Source organism: Xenorhabdus sp. XBWT, assembly GCF_059072735.1.
Genome location: NZ_CM180990.1, coordinates 3,430,101 through 3,454,655 on the forward strand (window position 1 = coordinate 3,430,101; position 24,555 = coordinate 3,454,655).

At 45.1% G+C, this 24,555-nt stretch carries 15 protein-coding genes, 3 tRNA genes and 3 rRNA genes; 4 read left to right on the plus strand and 17 right to left on the minus strand.

Going from position 1 to position 24,555, the window contains the following annotated elements; translation table 11 throughout:
• Positions 1 to 33: 33 nt before the first annotated feature.
• From AC5JQI_RS14965 to cysJ, 3 genes are read right to left on the minus strand one after another with little or no spacing between them, the layout of a single operon-like run.
• Positions 34 to 768, minus strand: a complete 735-nt coding sequence (locus tag AC5JQI_RS14965) for a phosphoadenylyl-sulfate reductase (protein WP_493912743.1) — start codon at positions 766 to 768, stop codon at positions 34 to 36.
• On the minus strand, positions 765 to 2,513 hold the full coding sequence (gene cysI / locus AC5JQI_RS14970; RefSeq protein WP_493912744.1) for an assimilatory sulfite reductase (NADPH) hemoprotein subunit: 1,749 nt from the start codon (positions 2,511 to 2,513) through the stop codon (positions 765 to 767). The genes AC5JQI_RS14965 and cysI overlap by 4 nt, the downstream gene beginning before the upstream one ends.
• Before the next feature lies 1 nt (position 2,514).
• The gene (cysJ, locus tag AC5JQI_RS14975; protein ID WP_493912745.1) at positions 2,515 to 4,338 is read right to left on the minus strand and encodes an NADPH-dependent assimilatory sulfite reductase flavoprotein subunit; all 1,824 of its coding nucleotides are present in this window, start codon (positions 4,336 to 4,338) and stop codon (positions 2,515 to 2,517) included.
• Positions 4,339 to 4,617: 279 nt separating this feature from the next.
• Between cysJ and queD the strand changes: the two genes are divergently transcribed.
• Positions 4,618 to 4,980, plus strand: a complete 363-nt coding sequence (queD, locus tag AC5JQI_RS14980; protein ID WP_493912746.1) for a 6-carboxytetrahydropterin synthase QueD — start codon at positions 4,618 to 4,620, stop codon at positions 4,978 to 4,980.
• Between the two features lie 34 nt (positions 4,981 to 5,014).
• On the opposite strand, the gene queE is transcribed toward queD, so the two are convergent.
• The gene (queE, locus tag AC5JQI_RS14985; RefSeq protein ID WP_237386876.1) at positions 5,015 to 5,686 is read right to left on the minus strand and encodes a 7-carboxy-7-deazaguanine synthase QueE; all 672 of its coding nucleotides are present in this window, start codon (positions 5,684 to 5,686) and stop codon (positions 5,015 to 5,017) included.
• Positions 5,687 to 5,855: 169 nt separating this feature from the next.
• Between queE and AC5JQI_RS14990 the strand changes: the two genes are divergently transcribed.
• Positions 5,856 to 7,241, plus strand: coding sequence for an amino acid permease (locus AC5JQI_RS14990; protein ID WP_493912747.1), 1,386 nt, complete (start codon positions 5,856 to 5,858; stop codon positions 7,239 to 7,241).
• A gap of 92 nt (positions 7,242 to 7,333) precedes the next feature.
• Here AC5JQI_RS14990 and AC5JQI_RS14995 read toward each other — a convergent pair whose 3' ends face one another.
• The 11 genes from AC5JQI_RS14995 to pepQ all read right to left on the minus strand — a co-directional run bounded on the left by AC5JQI_RS14995 (position 7,334) and on the right by pepQ (position 18,512).
• Positions 7,334 to 8,173 carry an endonuclease/exonuclease/phosphatase family protein gene (locus AC5JQI_RS14995; RefSeq protein ID WP_493912748.1) on the minus strand — a complete coding sequence of 280 codons (840 nt, stop codon included), beginning with the start codon at positions 8,171 to 8,173 and terminating at the stop codon, positions 7,334 to 7,336.
• 538 nt (positions 8,174 to 8,711) lie between these two features.
• A tRNA-Asp gene (locus AC5JQI_RS15000) sits at positions 8,712 to 8,788 on the minus strand.
• 55 nt (positions 8,789 to 8,843) lie between these two features.
• A 5S ribosomal RNA gene (gene rrf / locus AC5JQI_RS15005) occupies positions 8,844 to 8,959 on the minus strand.
• A 92-nt stretch (positions 8,960 to 9,051) separates the two neighbouring features.
• Positions 9,052 to 11,961, minus strand: a 23S ribosomal RNA gene (locus tag AC5JQI_RS15010).
• Positions 11,962 to 12,133: 172 nt separating this feature from the next.
• Positions 12,134 to 12,209: transfer RNA gene (locus AC5JQI_RS15015), tRNA-Ala, on the minus strand.
• Between the two features lie 104 nt (positions 12,210 to 12,313).
• Positions 12,314 to 12,390, minus strand: a tRNA-Ile gene (locus tag AC5JQI_RS15020).
• A 68-nt stretch (positions 12,391 to 12,458) separates the two neighbouring features.
• Positions 12,459 to 14,001 (minus strand): 16S ribosomal RNA (locus tag AC5JQI_RS15025).
• Together the 16S, 23S and 5S rRNA genes with 3 tRNA genes alongside form the textbook arrangement of a ribosomal RNA operon.
• Positions 14,002 to 14,412: 411 nt before the next feature.
• The gene (gene hemG / locus AC5JQI_RS15030; RefSeq protein ID WP_237388179.1) at positions 14,413 to 14,937 is read right to left on the minus strand and encodes a menaquinone-dependent protoporphyrinogen IX dehydrogenase; all 525 of its coding nucleotides are present in this window, start codon (positions 14,935 to 14,937) and stop codon (positions 14,413 to 14,415) included.
• A 141-nt stretch (positions 14,938 to 15,078) separates the two neighbouring features.
• On the minus strand, positions 15,079 to 16,530 hold the full coding sequence (gene trkH, locus AC5JQI_RS15035; RefSeq protein WP_493912749.1) for a Trk system potassium transporter TrkH: 1,452 nt from the start codon (positions 16,528 to 16,530) through the stop codon (positions 15,079 to 15,081).
• A 36-nt stretch (positions 16,531 to 16,566) separates the two neighbouring features.
• Positions 16,567 to 17,178 carry an IMPACT family protein gene (locus AC5JQI_RS15040; protein WP_493912750.1) on the minus strand — a complete coding sequence of 204 codons (612 nt, stop codon included), beginning with the start codon at positions 17,176 to 17,178 and terminating at the stop codon, positions 16,567 to 16,569.
• On the minus strand, positions 17,178 to 18,512 hold the full coding sequence (gene pepQ / locus AC5JQI_RS15045; protein WP_493912751.1) for a Xaa-Pro dipeptidase: 1,335 nt from the start codon (positions 18,510 to 18,512) through the stop codon (positions 17,178 to 17,180). Before pepQ ends, AC5JQI_RS15040 begins: the two co-directional genes overlap by 1 nt.
• A gap of 271 nt (positions 18,513 to 18,783) precedes the next feature.
• Between pepQ and fadB the strand changes: the two genes are divergently transcribed.
• Positions 18,784 to 20,970, plus strand: a complete 2,187-nt coding sequence (gene fadB, locus AC5JQI_RS15050; protein WP_493912752.1) for a fatty acid oxidation complex subunit alpha FadB — start codon at positions 18,784 to 18,786, stop codon at positions 20,968 to 20,970.
• A gap of 11 nt (positions 20,971 to 20,981) precedes the next feature.
• Complete coding sequence (gene fadA / locus AC5JQI_RS15055) at positions 20,982 to 22,145, plus strand: acetyl-CoA C-acyltransferase FadA (RefSeq protein WP_493912753.1); 1,164 nt, start codon at positions 20,982 to 20,984, stop codon at positions 22,143 to 22,145.
• A gap of 151 nt (positions 22,146 to 22,296) precedes the next feature.
• On the opposite strand, the gene fre is transcribed toward fadA, so the two are convergent.
• Together fre and ubiD are read right to left on the minus strand one after the other, a co-directional pair.
• A complete protein-coding gene (fre, locus tag AC5JQI_RS15060) occupies positions 22,297 to 22,998 on the minus strand; it encodes an NAD(P)H-flavin reductase (RefSeq protein ID WP_493912754.1) in 702 nt (233 codons plus the stop codon).
• Between the two features lie 10 nt (positions 22,999 to 23,008).
• The gene (gene ubiD / locus AC5JQI_RS15065) at positions 23,009 to 24,481 is read right to left on the minus strand and encodes a 4-hydroxy-3-polyprenylbenzoate decarboxylase (protein WP_493912755.1); all 1,473 of its coding nucleotides are present in this window, start codon (positions 24,479 to 24,481) and stop codon (positions 23,009 to 23,011) included.
• Between the last annotated feature and the right edge of the window lie 74 nt (positions 24,482 to 24,555).

A 24,555-nucleotide genomic window follows, 5' to 3' on the forward strand; every position in this document is an offset into this window, starting at 1 on the left:
ATTCATTACAAAGCGTAATATTAATTTAGTTTTTTAGCTTTCGTGCAAGCCACATTCACGTTTTAAACCCAAAAACCGGGTTTGTTCTTCGCTCATGCCCAATTCCCATTTTTGGGTTGTATGAGTATCTCCTACAGAAAGGTAACCTTGCTCCCATAGTGGATGGTATTCAAGGCCATGTTGTGTCAGGTATTGATGCACTCGCTGGTTATTCCAGTCAATAATTGGCAGAATTTTGAAAACCCCTCGCTGGATTGCCAATACTGGCAAATTAGCGCGGCTTTCTGATTGCTGACGTCGCAAACCAGAGAACCAACTTTGTGCTTGCAGCGTGTTCAATGCACGGTTCATCGGTTCGACTTTGTTGATCTGGTTATAACGTTCAATGCCTTCTATTCCTTGCTCCCATAATTTGCCATAACGTGCTTCTTGCCAGATAGGAGAATGTTCTGCACGAAAAATCTTTAAGTTCAATTTAAGCTTTTCGGTTAGTTTATCGATAAATTGATAGGTTTCAGGGAATAAATACCCTGTATCAGTGAGGATCACAGGAATATCAGGATATTCCTGTGTCACGAGATGCAAGCAAACTGCCGCCTGAATACCAAAGCTGGAAGAAAGTACAAATTCGCCGGATATATGCTCCAATGCCCAACGAACACGCTCACGGGCATTCAGAAATTCCAGTTGTTGATTAGTTTCAGCCAGCAATGAGGTTTGCTGCTCCTTTGTCAACAGTATCAGCTCTGATAGATTTAAACGACTCATACGGCCTCCTGCCAATCGTAAAAATCGACCGCTGAATTCAGTACCGGCTTGATAACATCAGTGCGGATCAGGAAATCACCAAAACATTCATCGACACTACGTTCTTGTGCCCAGCGACCAATTAATTCATCCAGTATCTCCATGATCTCTAATGATGTGATATTTTCCTTGTACATACGAGGGATTCTGCTGCCAATTCGGTTTCCACCCAAATGCAAGTTGTAGCGGTCAACGGCTTTACCCACCAGACCAACTTCTGCCAGCATCGCTCTGCCACATCCATTCGGACAACCTGTCACACGTAATATGATCTCTTCGTCACCAACACCATGTTTTTCCATTAACGCATCAACATGGTCAATAAAAGCCGGCAAGAAACGTTCTGCTTCAGCCATTGCCAATGGGCAAGTAGGAAACGAGACGCAAGCCATGGAATGATGCCGTAAGGTTGTCACGCTATCATCAACCAGGCCATGAGCGCGGGCTATTTCTTCAATCCGCGTTTTTTCGCTTTCCGGTATCCCCGCTACAATCAGGTTTTGGTTGGCGGTTAGTCGAAAATCTCCTTGATGGATTTTCGCAATTTCTGCGATCCCCGTTTTCAACGGATTACCGGGATAATCCAATAAACGGCCATTCTCAATAAACAGGGTTAAATGCCATTGATCGTCAATACCTTTTAACCAACCAATTTGATCACCCCGGCCAGTGAATTTATACGGTCGGACTGTTTCAAATTTCACGCCAGCACGCTTTTCAACTTCTTGTCTGAAAGTTTCAACGCCTACGCGCTCAAGGGTATATTTGGTTTTGGCGTTTTTGCGGTCAGTTCGATTACCCCAATCACGTTGAGTTGTGACTATTGCCTCCGCAATTGCCAATGTGTGTTCCAATGCAATGAAGCCAAATTCACTCGCCAACCGCGGAAAGGTTTTTTTGTCACCATGAGTCATGGCTAACCCCCCGCCCACCAGCACGTTAAAACCAATTAATTGGTCATTTTCCGCGATGGCGACAAAGTTCATATCATTAGCATGCAAATCCACATCATTTTGCGGCGGAATAACTACCGATGTCTTGAATTTACGTGGCAAATAGGTTGCACCAAGAATAGGCTCTTCGTCAGTTGTTACGATTTTTTCTTTATCCAGCCAGATTTCAGCATATGCGCTGGTGCGCGGTAACAGATGTTCTGATATCTTTTTCGCCCATTCATAAGCCTGTTGGTGTAAGACAGATTGCACCGGATTGGATGTGCACAGTACGTTACGGTTGACATCATTGGCAGTTGCCAATGAATCCAGCCCTATTTGTGCCAATAATTGATGCGCAGGTTTCAGATTGTCCTTCAAAATACCATGAAACTGAAACGTCTGTCGGTTGGTCAATCGAATGCTTCCGTATAACGTATTTTCTGTCGCAAATCGATCAATGCCCAGCCACTGGCTCGGGGTAATAATGCCTCCCGGCAAGCGGCACCGCAGCATCATTGCATGGCGTGGTTCAAGTTTTTGTTCTGCGCGCTCAGCCCTGATGTCACGATCATCTTGCTGATACATACCGTGAAAGCGGATGAGGAGAAAATTATCCCCCTCAAACCCGCCTGTCAGCCCATTCTTCAAATCTTCACTGATAGTTCCCCGCAGATAATTACTCTCTAATTTCATACGTTCACTGTCTGCGAGTTTACCTTCAACGATCAAAGGAACTATCTTTTCATTGTTTTCATTATTCACATTGCTCATATTAGTAAACATCCCTCTGATAGCGGCGCTCAAGGCGCAACTCACTCAAGAATTCATCAGCCTGCTCAGCATCCATACCACCTTGTTGTGAAATAATCTCCAAGAGTGTTTGCTCTACGTCTTTTGCCATTCGATTCGCATCACCACAAACATACAGATGTGCACCATCTTTGAGCCAGCGCCAAATTTCTGCGCCCTGTTCATGCAGTTTGTCTTGTACATACACTTTATGTTGCTGATCTCGTGACCATGCCAGATCAATGCGAGTCAGCAAGCCATCTTTCACGTAGCGCTGGAATTCAACCTGATAAAGAAAATCTTCAACAAAATGTGGATTACCAAAAAACAGCCAGTTCTTACCTTCAGCGCCCTGACTGTCACGCTGTTGCAGGAATGCACGGAAAGGAGCAATTCCCGTCCCCGGACCAATCATGATGACGGGTGTATTAGGATTGGGGGGTAAGCGAAAATTGTTATTCTGCTCGATAAAAATTCTGATATTGTCGTCTTCCTGCAACCGATCAGCCAGATAACCTGATGCACCGCCAGTACGAACCCGCCCTTCAATATCATAGCAAACAACCCCCACAGTAATGTGGACTTCGTTTTCAACTTCAGCTTGTGAAGAAGAGATGGAATAGAGGCGTGGTGTCAGTGGACGCAACAAATCAATAAATTGCTGTGCTTCTGGGTGTGAAGCAAATTCCCTGACCATATCCACGATGGGTTTTTGCTGGGCATATTGCTGTAATGCCTGTTTGTCAGCCACTAATCCCAGTAATTTTTCATCTTTTGCTAATGCTGCGTATTTCTCAACAATCACTCCTGTATTTTGAGTCAGTTCTACACGACCGATCAGTGCTTCACGCAATGTGAATAACTGGTTATGTATATTGACCTGTTCTGAACCGTCTAACCAAAGTAATGCAATTAATTCATTCACCAAGATAGGATCGTTTTCATACCAAACACCAAGGGCATCCCCCGCCTGATAACTCAGACCAGAATCTCCCAGATCAATTTCAATATGACGCACATCTTTGTCAGATCCGCATCCTGTGATTTTTTGGTTGGTCAGCAGTGATGCTATCAGGGGTTTTTCTTTGGTATATGTCTCCTTCAATGCGCTTTCATTCACTGAGTTCAATTGCTCAGTTGAAACAACGGGTTGACCAGAAACAGGAGATTTCACGTGTACTGATAAGCGTTGTTTCAAAATATCCGTAATTTTCTGGCACCATTGCTCAGCTTGCTCTTGATATTCCACATCAGCATCAACACGATCCAGTAAGCGTTGCGCACCTAGTTCATTCAGTTTGTTGTCAAAATCTTTTCCTGCCTGACAGAAATTTTCATACGAAGTATCTCCCAGACCAAATACAGCATAAACAGTCTCTTTCATTGATGGAGCTTTTTTAGAATAGAGATATTTATAGAGTGCTACCGCTTCTTCGGCTGGTTCACCTTCACCTTGTGTTGAAGCAATAATAATCAATACCCGTTCTTGGGAAATTTGCTTAAACTTATAATCACCTGCATTCACCAAATTTACACTGAGATTCGCAGCCTTTAGCGAATCTCTAAGTTGTTCAGCTAAACGACGGGCATTACCTGTTTGTGATGCAGAAAGCAAAGTCACTGTTTCCTGCACAGGAACGGCAGATGTAGTTATCTCAGTTTGCGGCTGGTGGTTTACCATTCCCCAAAAATAACCAGATAACCAAGCTAATTGGTGTGGAGAAAAATCACTGATTGCGGTTTGCAGACGTGATAATTCTTCTGAAGAAACAGGTAAAAATGGAGTTAAAGGTGGTTTTGCGGTCATTGTCCAGTACCCTATGCTATAGCCAGTTTCCATGCTGTAAAAATTTATTAAAAAGTGTAGAAATCATAAACATGGAGTGTTTATCAGGTTATCCCAGATCAGGGTGAGTATTTAAAGAAAGGATTGCAATATCTCATAACCAAAACGCCTAACTTTATTTACAGATTTAATATATCGATAAAGTCGTTAAGTGTTGTGTCTTATTCCTCCAGAAAAATCGCGTTAAGCTGACAAAGTTCATGTAGAATAGCCGGCCTTTTGAATTCAGGGAAAAGCATCATGAGTACAACTATCTTTAAAGATTTTCAATTTGAAGCAGCTCACCACCTGCCACATGTTCCTGAAGGACATAAGTGTGGGCGTCTGCACGGACATTCATTTATGGTACGCCTGGAAATCACTGGGGAAGTCGACCCTTTTACTGGCTGGATCATGGATTTCGCCGATGTAAAAGCTGCATTTAAACCTATTTGGGAACAGCTCGATCACCACTATCTCAATGAAATTCATGGACTTGAAAATCCAACCAGCGAAGTCTTGGCCAAGTGGATATGGGGGCAGTTAAAACCAACATTATCCCAACTCAGTGCTGTGATGGTCAAAGAAACATGTAGCGCGGGTTGCATTTATCGTGGTGAGTAAGAATTCAGCACCAAAACTTGGTGCTGAATGAGTTTTAAGCGATATTCAAATATTTATGGGTCTGCATAGAAAAGCGCCAATTACGGGCAATACAAGTTTCTATGCACAGGCGGGTCGCTTCTTCTTTCTGGCTGATGGGTTGCAAAGCAATAATCGGAACAGGATTTCCATCAAGCATCGTTAGTAATTCATCCAAGGCTTCGATATCGCGTTCCCGTCCAACAGGATGTTTGATTTCATCTGCTCGCTTCATGGCTTCAGGCAAGACCTGACATCCACCACGCATTTTCACTTTTGGTGAAACGGTTACCCATGTTTTGTCAGAACACTGGATGGTATGTGTACCACTTGTTTCTATTTGACATTGATAACCTTCACTTTCTAATGTTTCGGTTAAAGGACGCAAATCATATAAACACGGTTCTCCCCCGGTAATGACAATATGGCGCGCACTGTAGCCTTGACGAGTGAAAATGTTAATTAGCTGTCTTGCTGTAGCCACTCCCCACAGATCACTGTCTTGCGTTTTCAGCAAAATGTTTTGCATCGGCTGCTGTTTATCAGCTTCTTTTTCCCACGTATGTTTGGTATCGCACCAACTACACCCTACCGGACATCCCTGTAAGCGAATGAAAACCGAAGGAACACCGGTAAACACTCCTTCTCCCTGTAAAGTTTGAAAGATTTCATTTATTGGGTAAATCATAAAAAAACTCTGGTTTTACTAAACTACCCGTTATTATTACAGATATCTATCCCGCGAACATCCTTCTTTATGGTAAGGTACGAGGTTGCTTTTACTGGCATCTGACGCCAGACAGAGCTTCGTATGCCTGAAATACTCTCTGGCATGAAAGGATAGATGGGAATAACGAATGCAAAATAATGAAAATCAGCTTAAACAGGGCCTAAGCGTGCGGCATATCCGCTTTATGGCTTTAGGCTCTGCGATAGGCACGGGGCTGTTTTATGGCTCAGCAGCAGCAATTCAGCAAGCTGGTCCCGCTGTATTGCTAGCCTATTTAATCGGCGGTGCTGCCGTATTTATTGTGATGAGAGCACTTGGCGAAATGGCTGTTCACCATCCCGTTTCCGGTTCTTTTTCACAATATGCCAGTCATTATCTGGGGCCTTTAGCTGGTTTCTTGACTGGTTGGATCTATGTTCTTGAAATGCTGTTTGTTTGCTTAGCTGATATTACTGCATTCGGCATGTATATGAAACTTTGGTTCCCTCATGTTGATCAATGGATTTGGGTTCTGGGTATTGTATGCCTTATTGGTGCCCTGAATTTATGCCACGTAAAAATTTTCGGCGAAATGGAGTTCTGGCTTTCTATCATTAAAGTTACTGCCATCATTGCCATGATTATCGGCGGGCTTGCCATTATGTTTTATGGTTTCGGACAATCCACTGAACATACTACTGGTCTGTCCAATTTATGGGAACATGGCGGTTTCATGCCAAATGGCATCAGTGGAGTAATAGCTTCGCTCGCTATTGTTATGTTCGCTTTTGGTGGTATAGAAGTTATTGGTATTACTGCCAGTGAAGCTAAAAATCCAGAAAAAACGATCCCTCAGGCAATCAATGCTGTCCCATTTCGTATCTTGATTTTCTATGTCATGACGCTGTGTATCCTGATGTGTATCTATCCATGGAATCAAATTGGTCAGGATGGAAGCCCATTCGTACAGATTTTCTCCAACCTGGGAATTAACTTCGCCGCGAATATCCTGAATGTCGTGGTGATTACAGCGGCTATTTCCGCTATTAACAGTGATATTTTTGGTGCTGGTAGAATGATGTATGGCATGGCTCAGGAAAGGCAGGCACCTGAGTCATTTAAAAAACTAACCCACAATGGTGTGCCGTGGATGACTGTCCTCGTCATGATTATAGTTTTGCTGTTTGGCGTGGTTTTAAATTACTTGATCCCTAAGGAAATATTTATCCTTATTGCATCTGTCGCTACATTTGCAACTGTCTGGGTATGGTTGATGATCTTAGTTTCCCACGTTGCTATGCGCCGCCAAATAAGTGCTGAAGAAACCAAGAAATTGAAGTTCCCTGTACCGATGTGGCCAATAGCTCCTACAATGACGATCTTCTTTATGATCAGTGTCATCGTATTGCTGGGTTATTTTGAACAAACAAGAGATGCATTATATGTCGGTCTAGGTTGGGTATTCGTTCTAGCCCTAGCTTATTTCTGTAGTGTGAAGAGAAAACTATCAATAGATCGCGGCTCTAATCAGTAAATGACTCATGTTTCGAAAAGCGTCGGAACTCACTGGCGCTTTTTTTATTTTTTACCGCAAGATCAATGAATCTCTTTGTCTATGAGGTAGTATCACAAAGAAAAATTCACCATCAGCGGGTTATGATCAGAAGCTCCCGTCATTACAACTGTCGCCCGCAACACTTTTAATTCCCGATAAAAAACAAAATCCAACGGTTTGCCAAAGACAATCGTTCTATGATCGTCATTAAAATACACTTCTTTTAATTGCATACGATGTGCAAAATGCTCCAATATTTTTAATCTCTGTCGGCTCCACGCATTAAAATCCCCAGCAAAAATCACAGGGCCATGATGTAAGCTTATATGAATACCGATGTTATTCAATTGTCGGCTATACACATCAACACCGAGGCTAAAGTTAATGGCATGCACGTTGATTACCATTAACTGGCGTTTATCTGGTAATGAATAAATAGTGATTAATGATGATTTAGATAACCTGAGTATCGGCTCTTTTTCACGAAGTGGGCAACAGTAAATCGGTGCAGATGACGCTAATGTCATTACGCCTGATGGATGCTGAGGTATGGCAAATGCAGGTACCTGATCAGCAACCAAACCACTAGCTATGACGAATTTTAATAGTTCAGGGGTTGTCTGAGCCTCTTGCAGTAAGATAAGGTTGCTCTTCTCAGTTAAAGAAGCCAAAACACTTTGCCATGATGGACGTTGTTGTTTATAGATATTCCAAATAGCAATAGAAATCTCATTATTGCTGGCAAGAAGCGGCTCTCCACATGGCAATGTAGCCTCTTCCAATAAATGTTTAGAGGTAGGAAAGACATGCTCCACAGGCTTCCCAGCTATATATCGCATGGTGTAATTTTTTTGTGTATAGCCTTTTTTGGCACGAATTTTTCTTACATAACTGTAACTATTTCTAATCAAGCTAACCCCCAACCTACTTTAATGTCATCTCCTCCGTTAATATGACATCTTAATAATCTATTTCAACCTATAAAACTCAAAAAAATTAACTTCATAATATAACAAAGTATTAGTTAATAAATTACTTTTAAAAACAAATATAAAAAGAATATTAATATGAAATTAAAAAGATAAACACCCATATATTTTATGGGAAATTTAGGTAAGCTAGTTAGTGACGTTGATTTTTCAAAATATAGAAAGCAATTCCACTGCATAAACAAAACTCATCTGAATTAAAAGAATCACCAGTTTTCGATTGATTTATTAAGTTTTTAATATAGTTATTTTGACTAAATTTAAAAAATTCTTCTATAATTATTCAACCCTTAACAATAGGTTGAATTTATAAGAAAAAAATGAATAGGCCAATGAGGTTTATCAAACACGAATGATATAACAAGTGATTCGAGCTTCTTTCAATCTGTTGGCTTTTGTTGCTTCGTGAAAAAAGAAAAACCCCCTGAGATTTCTCTCAGGGGGTTTTCTTGAAATACGGTGGCGGTGCGGACGGGACTCGAACCCGCGACCCCCGGCGTGACAGGCCGGTATTCTAACCAACTGAACTACCGCACCACCGAATTTCTTTAGCCTCGCTGCCTTTTGTGCCGGCAACGGCTGTTAACTAATTGTCTGGCAGTGCCCTACTCTCACATGGGGAGACCCCACACTACCATCGGCGCAACGGCGTTTCACTGCTGAGTTCGGCATGGGATCAGGTGGGACCACCGCGCTCTTGCCGCCAGACAAATCCTGTTTTCAATCCCGAACAAGCTGCTTCTTGTCATCTGAACCCCGTCTTCTCTCTCAACAACCCGCCAAAACACCTTCGGTGTTGTCAGGTTAAGCCGCACGGTTCATTAGTACCGGTTAGCTCAACGTATCACTACGCTTACACACCCGGCCTATCCACGTCCTCGTCTCGAACGTTCCTTCAGTGTCCTCAAGGGACAAGGGAAGACTCATCTCAAGGCAAGTTTCCCGCTTAGATGCTTTCAGCGGTTATCTTTTCCGCACGTAGCTACCGGGCAATGCCATTGGCATGACAACCCGAACACCAGTGGTGCGTCCACTCCGGTCCTCTCGTACTAGGAGCAGCCCCTTTCAATCTTCCAACGCCCACGGCAGATAGGGACCGAACTGTCTCACGACGTTCTAAACCCAGCTCGCGTACCACTTTAAACGGCGAACAGCCGTACCCTTGGGACCTACTTCAGCCCCAGGATGTGATGAGCCGACATCGAGGTGCCAAACACCGCCGTCGATATGAACTCTTGGGCGGTATCAGCCTGTTATCCCCGGAGTACCTTTTATCCGTTGAGCGATGGCCCTTCCATACAGAACCACCGGATCACTAAGACCTACTTTCGTACCTGCTCGAGCTGTCACTCTCGCAGTCAAGCTAGCTTATGCCTTTGCACTAACCTCACGATGTCCGACCGTGATTAGCTAACCTTCGTGCTCCTCCGTTACGCTTTGGGAGGAGACCGCCCCAGTCAAACTACCCACCAGACACTGTCCGCGACCCGGATAACGGGCCGGCGTTAGAACATCAAACATTCAAGGGTGGTATTTCAAGGATGGCTCCGTGCAGACTGGCGTCCGCACTTCACAGCCTCCCACCTATCCTACACATCAAGGCTCAAGGTTCAGTGTCAAGCTATAGTAAAGGTTCACGGGGTCTTTCCGTCTTGCCGCGGGTACACTGCATCTTCACAGCGAGTTCAATTTCACTGAGTCTCGGGTGGAGACAGCCTGGCCATCATTACGCCATTCGTGCAGGTCGGAACTTACCCGACAAGGAATTTCGCTACCTTAGGACCGTTATAGTTACGGCCGCCGTTTACTGGGGCTTCGATCAAGAGCGTCTCCCGGAGGATAACCCCATCAATTAACCTTCCAGCACCGGGCAGGCGTCACACCGTATACGTCCACTTTCGTGTTTGCACAGTGCTGTGTTTTTATTAAACAGTTGCAGCCAGCTGGTATCTGCGACTGGCCTCGGCTCCGGGCGCGTGTCCCTTCACCTACCGCCAGCGTGCCTTCTCCCGAAGTTACGGCACCATTTTGCCTAGTTCCTTCACCCGAGTTCTCTCAAGCGCCTGAGTATTCTCTACCTGACCACCTGTGTCGGTTTGGGGTACGATTCTGTGTGACCTGATGCTTAGAGGCTTTTCCTGGAAGCAGGGCATCAACCACTTCGGCACCGTAGTGCCTCGTTATCACGCCTCAGTGTTATCAGCGGTCCGGATTTACCAAAACCGCCCACCTACACGCTTTCACCGGGACGACCGTCGCCCGGCTGGCCTAGCCTTCTCCGTCCCCCCTTCGCAGTCACACCGAGTACAGGAATATTAACCTGTTTCCCATCGACTACGCCTGTCGGCCTCGCCTTAGGGGTCGACTCACCCTGCCCCGATTAACGTTGGACAGGAACCCTTGGTCTTCCGGCGAGCGGGTTTTTCACCCGCTTTATCGTTACTTATGTCAGCATTCGCACTTCTGATACCTCCAGCAAACCTCACGGTTCACCTTCGACGGCTTACAGAACGCTCCCCTACCCAACAACATTGACATGTTGCTGCCGCAGCTTCGGTGCATGGTTTAGCCCCGTTACATCTTCCGCGCAGGCCGACTCGACCAGTGAGCTATTACGCTTTCTTTAAATGGTGGCTGCTTCTAAGCCAACATCCTGGCTGTCTGAGCCTTCCCACTTCGTTTCCCACTTAACCATGACTTGGGGACCTTAGCTGGCGGTCTGGGTTGTTTCCCTCTTCACGACGGACGTTAGCACCCGCCGTGTGTCTCCCGTGATAACATTCTTCGGTATTCGCAGTTTGCATCGGGTTGGTAAGTCGGGATGACCCCCTAGCCGAAACAGTGCTCTACCCCCGAAGATGAGTTCACGAGGCGCTACCTAAATAGCTTTCGGGGAGAACCAGCTATCTCCCGGTTTGATTGGCCTTTCACCCCCAGCCACAAGTCATCCGCTAATTTTTCAACATTAGTCGGTTCGGTCCTCCAGTTAGTGTTACCCAACCTTCAACCTGCCCATGGCTAGCTCACCGGGTTTCGGGTCTATACCCTGCAACTTAACGCCCAGTTAAGACTCGGTTTCCCTGCGGCTCCCCTAAACGGTTAACCTTGCTACAGAATATAAGTCGCTGACCCATTATACAAAAGGTACGCAGTCACCCTGATAAATCAAGGCTCCCACTGCTTGTACGTACACGGTTTCAGGTTCTGTTTCACTCCCCTCGCCGGGGTTCTTTTCGCCTTTCCCTCACGGTACTGGTTCACTATCGGTCAGTCAGGAGTATTTAGCCTTGGAGGATGGTCCCCCCATGTTCAGACAGGATACCACGTGTCCCGCCCTACTCATCGAACTCACGGCCTGGGCATCTTCGTGTACGGGGCTATCACCCTTTACTGCGCGCCTTTCCAGGCGCTTCCACTGATGCACGGGCCGATGCTGGTTCTGGGCTGTTCCCCGTTCGCTCGCCGCTACTGGGGGAATCTCGGTTGATTTCTTTTCCTCGGGGTACTGAGATGTTTCAGTTCCCCCGGTTCGCTTCCTGCCCCTATGAATTCAGGGCAGGATAGTGCAACGGATTGCACTGGGTTTCCCCATTCGGACATCGCCGGCTATAACGGGTCATATCCCCTTACCGGCGCTTTTCGCAGATTAGCACGTCCTTCATCGCCTCTGACTGCCTAGGCATCCACCGTGTACGCTTATTCGCTTAACCTCACAACCCGAAGGTGTCTTCGGATGGAGTTTTTGAGAGATTCACCCGTGATTTCATGTAAAATCACGGGCCGTTTCAAATTTTCAGCTTGTTCCAGATTGTTAAAGAGCAAAGATTTCACAACACACTCAAACAATGTGTTCTGAAATCAGACAATTCGTGCGAAGAGATATGGTGGAGCTAAGCGGGATCGAACCGCTGACCTCCTGCGTGCAAGGCAGGCGCTCTCCCAGCTGAGCTATAGCCCCATTTGGATATCGTGATGCACAGTCATCTTGCGTAGCCAAGGCATAAACAGGCGAAGCTTATTGCAATAAGCGAGTCTGGTTATAATGCGGGATAAGCAAGATTTTGGTAGGCCTGAGTGGACTTGAACCACCGACCTCACCCTTATCAGGGGTGCGCTCTAACCACCTGAGCTACAAGCCTATGCCGATACCGTCTCTTCTTTCATCAGACAATCTGTGTGAGCACTTCACAATACTGCGCTCGTTTGGTAAGGAGGTGATCCAACCGCAGGTTCCCCTACGGTTACCTTGTTACGACTTCACCCCAGTCATGAATCACAAAGTGGTCAGCGCCCTCCCGAAGGTTAAGCTACCGACTTCTTTTGCAACCCACTCCCATGGTGTGACGGGCGGTGTGTACAAGGCCCGGGAACGTATTCACCGTAGCATTCTGATCTACGATTACTAGCGATTCCGACTTCATGGAGTCGAGTTGCAGACTCCAATCCGGACTACGACAGACTTTATGAGTTCCGCTTGCTCTCGCGAGGTCGCTTCTCTTTGTATCTGCCATTGTAGCACGTGTGTAGCCCTACTCGTAAGGGCCATGATGACTTGACGTCATCCCCACCTTCCTCCGGTTTATCACCGGCAGTCTCCCTTGAGTTCCCACCATCACGTGCTGGCAACAAAGGATAAGGGTTGCGCTCGTTGCGGGACTTAACCCAACATTTCACAACACGAGCTGACGACAGCCATGCAGCACCTGTCTCAGCGTTCCCGAAGGCACTCCTCTATCTCTAAAGGATTCGCTGGATGTCAAGAGTAGGTAAGGTTCTTCGCGTTGCATCGAATTAAACCACATGCTCCACCGCTTGTGCGGGCCCCCGTCAATTCATTTGAGTTTTAACCTTGCGGCCGTACTCCCCAGGCGGTCGATTTAACGCGTTAGCTCCGGAAGCCACGCCTCAAGGGCACAACCTCCAAATCGACATCGTTTACAGCGTGGACTACCAGGGTATCTAATCCTGTTTGCTCCCCACGCTTTCGCACCTGAGCGTCAGTCTTCGTCCAGGGGGCCGCCTTCGCCACCGGTATTCCTCCACATCTCTACGCATTTCACCGCTACACGTGGAATTCTACCCCCCTCTACGAGACTCTAGCCAACCAGTCTTAGATGCCGTTCCCGGGTTAAGCCCGGGGATTTCACATCTAACTTAATTGACCGCCTGCGTGCGCTTTACGCCCAGTAATTCCGATTAACGCTTGCACCCTCCGTATTACCGCGGCTGCTGGCACGGAGTTAGCCGGTGCTTCTTCTGCGGGTAACGTCAATCGTAAGCCGTATTAACGCTTACGCCTTCCTCCCCGCTGAAAGTACTTTACAACCCGAAGGCCTTCTTCATACACGCGGCATGGCTGCATCAGGCTTGCGCCCATTGTGCAATATTCCCCACTGCTGCCTCCCGTAGGAGTCTGGGCCGTGTCTCAGTCCCAGTGTGGCTGGTCATCCTCTCAGACCAGCTAGGGATCGTCGCCTAGGTGGGCCATTACCCCGCCTACTAGCTAATCCCATCTGGGTTCATCCGATGGCGTGAGGCCCGAAGGTCCCCCACTTTGCTCAAAAGAGGTCATGCGGTATTAGCCACCGTTTCCAGTGGTTATCCCCCTCCATCGGGCAGATCCCCAGACATTACTCACCCGTCCGCCGCTCGCCGGCAAAGAAGCACGCTTCTTCCCGCTGCCGCTCGACTTGCATGTGTTAGGCCTGCCGCCAGCGTTCAATCTGAGCCATGATCAAACTCTTCAATTAAAGTGTTTGATGCTCAAAGAATCATCCTGTTAGTTCGTAATGAATTAACTGTTGTTCACTCTTCAAGACTTGGTAATCTTTTTCGCCTTGCGGCGTGAGATACAGTCCTGCGAGTGCCCACACAGATTGTCTGATTAACTTGTTAAAGAGCGGGGCAACCGGGAAGTGGCTTCCGGGTTGCGAGGCTGCGTATCTTACGCTTTCCTCTGTCAGTGTCAAGCCTTATTTTTCAAGGCTTTTCACTTTGTCATCCCGACAGATTTGTGTGTTTGTCGTGACAACGGATGCGCATTATAGGGAGTTTTACGCCGCTGACAATAGTTTTTTTTCGATTTTTTTCCGTTCGCGTTTTTTTTATTCAAAACGCTGGAACAGCCATCAAAAAGGCTGTTTTTAAGGCGTCACATCACGCTATATTTGCAAAAATTCATCAGAAAAACGATCCACCTGTGCCCAGTCGGTATATTCGATTTCTTTTGTTGTGTCTGTTTCTCCCCCACTCATGCGCATGATGAATTGAATCATGATGCGATCTAACCACCGATAACGCGGATAAAGTAACGCTCCCGCAAAGACATTACATAAATCAGGTTGCCACGGACTTTTCATCAAAAACTTGCGTACATAAGCATTCGTTTCTGCGGTTCTTTTTTCTGGTTTTCTCGCCGTTAAGTTGACACCAAAGAAAGCAGTTTTCTTTTGGTTCAACTGTTTTTGGTGGCAAATAACAAATTGATGTAATGCAGAATTGAAATGCCCATAGCGTATTGATGCCCCTACCATGACTTTTTGATAAGGAGCCAGACTAATCTGTTTTACTGTCGCAAGATCTCTTAAGTCGCATTCGACCCCAGAACGACGGAGATTCTCTGCAATACGCGTAATAATTTTTTTGGTTTGTCCATCCTGAGTGGAATAGAGCAATAAACAACTCATAAGATACGCCCTTATTAAGTAGCGTTTCACCTATCAATTCTGTGAATCGCTACTTATACCCTTTACTTCTCAAGCGGCTTTAGTTGCTTCCTTACCTTGCCCCTGCTACTTGAAACCTAACGGGTATATAGAAATAGATAATTATTCACGCCAGAAAGTCGGTGTAAACAAGACTAATAATGTAAATACTTCTAAACGCCCAAATAACATGGTGACGACCAATATCCATTTAGCCATCGTATTCATAGTTGTGAAGTTGTCCGCAACAGCCCCTAACCCTGGTCCTAAGTTATTCAATGTTGCGGCTATGGCAGAAAAGGCAGAAAACTCATCCACGCCAGTTGCAATCAGTAACAGCATACTAATGATAAAAACTAACGCATAAGCAGAAAAGAATCCCCATACTGCTTCAATAATTCGTTCTGGTAATGCCCGATGCCCTAATTTAATGGTATACACCGCATTAGGATGCACCAATCGTTTTAACTCACGGGAACCTTGCAAAAATAGCAACAGGATACGAATCACTTTCAGACCTCCGCCCGTTGAGCCAGCACATCCTCCGATAAATGCAGAACATAGCAGCAAGAAAGGTAAGAATAGAGGCCAATTAGCGAAGCTATCCGTTGTGAATCCCGCGGTGGTTGCCATGGAGACAACCTGAAAGACAGCGTGATTAAGCGCTCCCAGCGCTGATTCGTAAACGGAATACTGCCACAATATCAGTATACAGATACTCAGTAATGACAACTGAATAGTAATGAACATGCGAAATTCTGGATCGCGCCAATACACTTTCAAACTTCGCCCAGAAAGAACGGCAAAATGCAGGCCAAAATTACAACCCGATATCAATAAGAAGATGGCAATAATAGTATTAATAACCGGGCTATTGAAAAAACCGATACTAGCATCATGCGTGGAGAATCCACCGATAGCAATTGTGGAAAAGCTATGGGAAATCGCATCAAATACTGACATTCCCGCAGCCCACAAAGCTATCGCACAGGCGATGGTCAGTAAAACATAAATCAGCCAAAGTGTTTTTGCTGTTTCTGCAATTCGAGGACGCATTTTATTATCTTTCAATGGCCCTGGCATTTCAGCTCGATAAAGCTGCATTCCTCCAACACCAAGTAAAGGCAATATCGCCACAGCCAACACGATGATCCCCATCCCACCCAACCATTGCAACATTTGGCGGTAAAACAGGATGGCTTTGGGAAGAGAATCAAGGCCAACAAGTGTTGTTGCCCCTGTCGTCGTCAAACCAGAGAATGATTCAAAAAAAGCATCGGTGACTGAAAGGTTAGGTTTTTCAGAAAAGATAAACGGTAATGCCCCAACACTACCCAGCACAGTCCAGAATAGAACGACTATCAAAAAGCCTTCTTTTGGCTTGAGGTCTCGTTTTTGATCTCGATTAGGTACCCATAATATTAAACCTATAACGAGAGCAAAAATGAATGTCTGGCTGAATGCCCTACCGGCACCATCACGGTAAATCAGTGCCACTAACCCTGGTATAATCATTGTGACAGAGAAAAGAATGACAAGTAGTCCAACAATGCGGGTTATGGCGCGAAAATGCATTCGGCTAGTTCCTTAGAAATCCGGTATAACAAAAAATTATGGTTTTGGTATTAAAGACAGGGCACCACGGCTTAGGTCCCGTAATTTATCACCTATCTTGCCAACAAGGGTAGCTGGCAGTGAAACTTGCAATGTAACATTTTCAGCATAATCACTGGCAATTACTTGCCCGGAGAATTGCTGTAACACTTGTTCCACCATTGAGATATGCGAATACTCACACTGTAATTGGTACAGTTTCTGGGGAACTTTATATTCCGTTTCCAGCAATTTCAGTGCTTGCTGCACACCATTTCCATAGGCTTTTACCAATCCACCCGTACCGAGTTTGATACCACCGAAATAGCGAACAGACACGGCAGTAATTTCTCCTAAATCACTCCCTATTAGCTGAGATATCATTGGTTTACCTGCGGTTCCTGTTGGTTCTCCATCATCGGAAAAACCCAGCTGTTGGGAATCATCCGGCGCACCAGCCACAAAAGCCCAGCAATGATGCCGGGCATCAGGATATTGTTCTTTGATACTTTGGATAAATAACTTCGCCTCATCCACCCCATTGGTATGTTCCAACAGGGTAATGAAACGACTCTTTTTTATCTCTTCAGTAAAGCTGACTGAAGCCGCAGGGATCAAATAAGGCTTCATTATGGCAATTGTAAATCTCTGGTCATATTTTCAATTTTTCCAGCGTGAATCACGATGTTATCTTCAATACGAATACCGCCATACGGTTTGAGCATATCAATTTTTTTCCAATCGAAATGCTGGCGATACTCACTTTCACGCCACGGTGCCAACAGGGTTTCAATGAAATAGAGACCCGGTTCGATGGTTAAAACCATCTTTGGCTCCAAGATACGGGTACAGCGCAGGTAAGGGTGCATTTCTGGAGCAGCCAAATGGACGCCGTTATCATCTTGCATAAACCCAGCAGTATCATGCACCTGCAAACCAAGTAAGTGACCAAGCCCGTGTGGAAAAAATGGTGTTGTCAGCCCTTTTTCGACCATACTCTCTTCACTGACCCCATGAATAATATCATGTTTTTTAAGCAATTTGGCTATACGATGATGCATATTAATATGGTACTCGGTATATCGGACACCTGTTTTAATTGTGCCGATAATCGCCTGCTGTTCTTCATTCAGATCTTTAATCAATGAGGCGAAATCGTTATTGGATTTTGCTGCATAGGTTCTGGTGATATCCGCGGCATAACCATTATATTCTGCTCCTGCATCAATCAAGAAGCTGCGAATCTCAGAAGGTACAGTCTGGCGTAATTTAGTGTAATGTAAAACTGACGCATTCTCATTCAAGGCAATAATATTATCATAAGGAACATCAGTATCACGGTGCCCTGTTGCCATCAAATAGAACATATTAATTTCGAATTCGCTAATGCCGGACAAAAATGCGTCATAAGCCGCCTGATGACCATTTACGGCAGTTTTTTGAGCTTCACGCATACAAGCTAGTTCATAATCTGTTTTATATGAGCGATGGTAACTCAAATAATTCAAGACTGCTTTTGGGTTGATATTCTTTTCAAGAATTCCCAAAGAATTAGCACGCTCAGTTTGTTCGCCAATATAGGCGACATTCTGTTTTGATAATCCACTCAATTGCGCATCGATATCATCAGCTTTTGCCAAATGAATCAGTTCCACGTCTTCAGTCCAGTAACTATTGGGTAACGAATCTACGCTATGCCAATAATCTACCGGAGAATAAAACCACAGTTTAGGTTTATTGATTCCATCAATCCATAACCAGCAGTTCGGAACTTTAGTCACAGGAACCCAAGCCTTAAAGTATGCATTCGCCTTGAAAGGATAATGGCTATCATCAAGAAAAACTCGTAATGATATACCAGAGTGAATAAGTAGGGCGTCAAGCTGGGTTCGTGCCAATATTTCACGGGCACGATTTTGTAATATTTTAATGTGTTCGTGGTACAGAGGTGCCAACTTTTCCATCTCAATAGCCTTTTTGGTTTTCTGGCAGGGGCTTAATATTACCACAATTCATTATATTGAGTGCCATCACATGAAAAGTTGCTTTCCCAGAAATTGATGACAATATTTATATTTTTCAAAACACTAATAAAAAATCTTACCTCCTGTCATAAATCTTACCTGTGATCTGTCCGACAAAAAATTAATCATTGGTTTGCATTAAATTAACACACTAATCACAATCAACACATCTGGTCATACCAGATGGTATGCACTCATTGAGGAGAATGACATGCTCTACCTAAGTGACACTATTCAAGTAAAATGGCTGAAAGATGGCATTGCAGAACTGATCTTCAATGCACCAGCTGCAATTAATAAATTAGATACAAAAACTGTTACTTCACTGGATAAAGCCGTTGCCACCCTTGAGCAACAAACAGAACTAAAAGGTCTGTTATTACGTTCTGAAAAACAAGCTTTTATTGTTGGTGCAGACATCACAGAATTTTTATCATTATTCAACGCACCAGCAAAAAAACTTCACGACCTACTGAATCTCGCCAATAGTATTTTTAACCGTATTGAAGATCTTCCTGTTCCTACCGTTTCTGCTATTAACGGTTATGCTCTTGGCGGTGGTTGTGAAACTGTGCTCTCAACTGATTTTCGTGTCGCAACCCCCGATGTCCGTATCGGGTTACCAGAAACTAAATTAGGCATTATGCCGGGCTTCGGTGGTTCTGTCCGTCTGCCACGTTTAATTGGTACAGATAATGCCCTCGAAATTATTACCGCAGGTAAAGATATCAGTGCTGAAGAAGCGCTGAAAAATGGTTTGGTTGATGCTATCGTTCCTGCCGAAAAGCTGGTTGACTCCGCCATTTCAATTCTGGAACAAGCTATTAAAGGAGATTTGGATTGGAAAGCCGTTCGTCAACCTAAACTAATGCCACTGAATCTCAATGAAATCGAACGTACCATGAGCTTTAACGTGGCAAAAGGCATGGTAATGAAAATTGCCGGTCCTCATTACCCAGCGCCAATCACTGCAGTTAAAACCATTGAAAAAGCCGCTACGCTAGGCCGTGATGAAGCTCTGAAATTAGAATCCGACAGTTTTGTTGCATTGGCTCACACCTCTGTTGCCCGTGCTTTAGTCGGTATTTTCCTGAATGACCAATATGTCAAAGGGCTGGCGAAAAAACACTTACAAACAGTCACAACACCTCAACATGCGGCCGTACTAGGCGCAGGGATCATGGGTGGCGGTATTGCCTATCAATCCGCTCGTAAGGGCATTCCTGTCCTGATGAAAGATATCAATCAAAAAGCGCTGGATTTAGGTATCAATGAAGCAGCCAAGTTACTGAATAAGCAATTTGAGCGCGGGCGTTTGGACGCCATGAAGATGGCTAAAATTTTGTCATCCATTCAACCAACCCTTAGTTATGCTGGTATTGAACAATCCCAGATTGTTGTCGAAGCCGTAGTTGAAAATCCTAAAGTTAAGTCTGCTGTTCTGGTAGAAGCAGAATCTCATATCAGCGATGAGTGTATTCTGGCTTCTAATACCTCCACAATTCCAATCACTGAATTGGCAAGGTCACTGAAGCGCCCGGAAAATTTCTGTGGAATGCATTTTTTCAATCCGGTGCATCGTATGCCACTGGTTGAAATCATTCGTGGAGAAAAAACATCGGATAAAACTATTTCAACGGTTATGGCTTACGCCAGCAAAATGGGCAAGACACCGATTGTCGTCAACGATTGCCCGGGCTTTTTTGTAAACCGCGTATTGTTCCCTTATTTGGCTGGTTTTGGCATGTTATTGCGGGATGGCGGTGATTTTCGTCAAATTGACAAAATCATGGAAAAAGAATTTGGCTGGCCAATGGGTCCTGCGTATCTCATCGATGTTGTCGGTATTGATACTGCTCACCATGCACAGGTTGTCATGGCACAAGGTTTCCCTGAGCGCATGAGCCGTAATTATCAAGATGCAATCGATGTATTGTTCGAAAATCAGCGTTATGGTCAGAAAAACGGCGTTGGTTTCTATAAATATACCCAGGATAAAAAAGGCAAACTGAAAAAAGGGCAAGATGAAGCTGTCGATCAGCTACTGGCAGGCATCAACCAACCAAAACATACTTTCTCCGGCGAAGAGATCATTGCTCGTACTATGATCCCAATGATTAACGAAGTCGTTCGCTGTTTGGAAGAAGGTATCATTTCTAGCCCAGCGGAAGCAGATATGGCACTGGTTTATGGTTTAGGCTTCCCTCCATTCCACGGTGGCGTTTTCCGCTATCTGGATACTATGGGAACCGCAGCCTACGTGAAAATGGCTGAAGGCTATGTCCACTTGGGCGCTCTCTATCACGTACCTGCTGGCCTGAAAGCAAAATCCGAAAGCAATGAAAGTTACTACCCTGCCCCAGCAGAACTTGCTGTTAATCCAGGTGAAAAAGTGTGAGGTCTGAAAACATGGAAAACATAGTTATTATTGATGGTATCCGTACCCCAATGGGGCGCTCAAAAGGTGGTGTATTCCGTCAGGTCCGTGCAGAAGATCTCTCCGCACATCTGATGAAGTCGTTACTTAAGCGCAATCCAGCCCTTCAGCCTGAACATATCGACGATATCTCTTGGGGATGTGTGCAACAGACTCTGGAGCAGGGGTTCAATATCGCCCGTAATGCCGCATTGCTGGCAGGCATTCCCCATTCAGTTCCCGCAGTGACCGTTAACCGCCTGTGTGGTTCTTCTATGCAGGCACTGCATGACGGTGCCCGCATGATCATGACTGGTGATGCCAGTATTGCAATGGTCGGCGGTGTTGAACACATGGGACATGTCCCCATGACACATGGTGTCGATTTTCATCCTAAATTAAGCCGCAACGTTGCAAAAGCAGCCGGTGTTATGGGTCTGACCGCAGAAATGCTGGCAAAAATGTACAGTATTAGCCGTGAAATGCAGGATGAATTCGCACTGCGTTCTCATCAACGCGCAGCACAAGCGACAAAATCCAAGGCTTTCGAGGGCGAAATCGCCGCCATGTACGGGCATGATGCCGACGGTAATATGAAACTCATCAATTTTGATGAAGTCATCCGCCCCGAGACTAATCTCAAAGATCTATCGGCTCTGCGACCTGTCTTTGATCCTATCACCGGGAGCGTCACCGCAGGTAACTCCTCTGCACTTTCCGATGGTGCATCAGCGATGCTGATAATGAGTGAAAGCAAAGCCAAAGAGTTAGGGCTAAAGCCTCGTGCCCGTATCCGCTCAATGGCAGTTGTTGGCTGCGATCCTTCTATCATGGGTTACGGCCCCGTACCTGCTACAAAAATGGCATTAAAAAAAGCCGGCTTAAGCCTTTCTGATATTGGCCTAATGGAATTGAACGAAGCATTTGCCGCGCAATCCTTAGCTTGTATTAAGGGGCTGAATCTGTTGGATAGTATGGATGACAGAATCAACCTGAATGGTGGTGCAATTGCTCTCGGTCATCCATTAGGATGCTCTGGTACTCGAATCACAACGACCCTGCTTAACCTGATGGAGCGCAAAGATGTTCAATTCGGGCTAGCAACCATGTGTATTGGGCTAGGCCAAGGCATTGCCACAATTATTGAAAGAGTATAGTTATCAAAAGTATCTGACGATTGAAATTTATTACTATTTTTCCCTTGTTTGTCTTATCTATTGCATCACTCTAATAAGTTTTTGCCGTAGTTTCCCGCCTGTCAGGGGCGGGTTTTATTTTTATCATTTTATTTTTTACAGGGAGAGTAAGTCAGATGAACTCAAACGCATCTCCATACATGCGATCAATAGACGCGTCACGTTCGCTACAGAACCGCTCACGGGCAATTTTGGTCATTTCAAAGCGACCAGCGATATAAATATCATGGTTTGCTAAACTACCAAAATCGTCTAAAACCGCACTCAGAACGGTGCCGGTTCTGCCTCTCCAGTGCTCATCAATCTGCTCAACGACAGGAACAACCGACAAATTGGGATAATTCTCACTCAATGCCTGCAATTCCCTTAAATCATAAAGGTGTTGCAGCTCACGACCTCCCCAATAGATTGAGATCTCACGGTTAGGATTTTTTTCCAATGCAGCCAGTAAGATAGAACGGGTATAAGAAAATCCGGTTCCTCCGGCAATCAACAACATAGGGTTTTCACTATCTTCACGAAACCATGCCTGACCATGGGGAATATCAATAGCAATCGTTCTTTGATCCAGTATTCTGTCCATTACCGCCATTGCATAGAGATTTAACTCAGAAGCCCCGATGTGCAGTTCAATCGTCTGTTTTTCTGATGGCGGTGATGCCATGGAAAAAGGACGCTTATCCCTTTCATCCATAACTACCATCAAATATTGCCCTGCGCGGAAAGAAAAAGGCGAATCAGGTAATAAACGAACCCGGTAAACTGTATCTGTAATGGAGTCAACCGATGTTACTTTACAGCTTAGTATTGTCATGCGTTCCCTCTTATCGCTTCAAAATATCTAATTGATCCCAAATTTCATCGACACGGCCCCGAATTTCATCGCTCATTACAATCGGACGCCCCCATTCCCTTTGTGTCTCTCCTGGCCACTTATTTGTTGCATCTAATCCCATTTTTGAGCCTAACCCAGAAATAGGGGAAGCAAAATCGAGATAGTCAATTGGTGTATTTTCCATTAAGACAGTATCTCTTTGCGGATCCATTCGCGTCGTTATTGCCCAGATAACATCATTCCAATCACGAGCATTGATGTCATCATCACAAACAATAACAAATTTTGTATACATAAACTGCCGCAGATAAGACCAAACCCCCATCATGACTCGCTTGGCATGACCTGTATATTGTTTTTTAATCGTAACGATAGCGAGCCGATAAGAACAACCTTCTGGCGGCAGGTAAAAATCCACAATTTCAGGAAATTGTTTTTGTAATATTGGCACCAGTACTTCATTTAACGCTACACCCAATACAGCGGGTTCATCCGGTGGACGTCCGGTATAAGTTGAATGATAAATGGCATCACTGCGCTGGGTAATATGAGTTATCGTAACTACCGGAAACATATCCACTTCATTGTAATAACCGGTATGATCACCATACGGCCCTTCCGGTGCCATTTCGCCGGGTTCAATGTAGCCTTCAAGGATAATTTCAGCACTTGCTGGTACTTCAAGATCATTAGAGATACATTTAACGACTTCTGTTTTATGCCCACGCAATAATCCAGCAAAAGCATATTCAGATAAAGTATCAGGGACTGGCGTAACCGCACCCAATATCGTGGCAGGATCTGCGCCCAATGCAACAGACACAGGGAAACGCTCTCCCGGATGAGCCTGACACCATTCCTGAAAATCGAGTGCTCCACCACGGTGAGATAACCAACGCATAATAAGTTTATTTTTACCCAATACTTGCTGGCGGTAGATACCCAAATTCTGACGCTCTTTATTAGGTCCTTTAGTTACCGTAAGCCCCCACGTAATCAATGGTGCAACATCTTCTGGCCAACAATGCATAACTGGAATCCGGGTAAGATCCACCTTATCATCTGCCCAAATCTGCTCCTGACAAGGCGCAGAATTGAGGCGCTTGGTCGGCATATTCAGAACCTGTTTGAATTTGGGCAATTTATCCACCAGATCACGAAACCCTTTTGGCGGCTCTGGCTCCTTAAGGAAAGCTAATAACTTACCAACATCGTGCAATGCCTTGACATCATCTTGCCCCATACCCATAGCAACCCGCTTAGGCGTTCCAAATAAATTGCACAGCACAGGCATCGAATATCCCTTAGGATTTTCAAATAACAAGGCAGGGCCGCCAGCACGAAGAGTACGATCTGCGATTTCAGTCATTTCCAGATAGGGATCAACTTCCATACGAATTCGTTTTAATTCACCAGATTGTTCCAATAAGGAAAGAAAGTCTCTTAGATCGCGGTATTTCATATTGTTCATTTGTGCCGATATTTAAGGAGGGAAGGACATTATAAGCCCTCCCATGAGGGTTACAAGGTAAACTC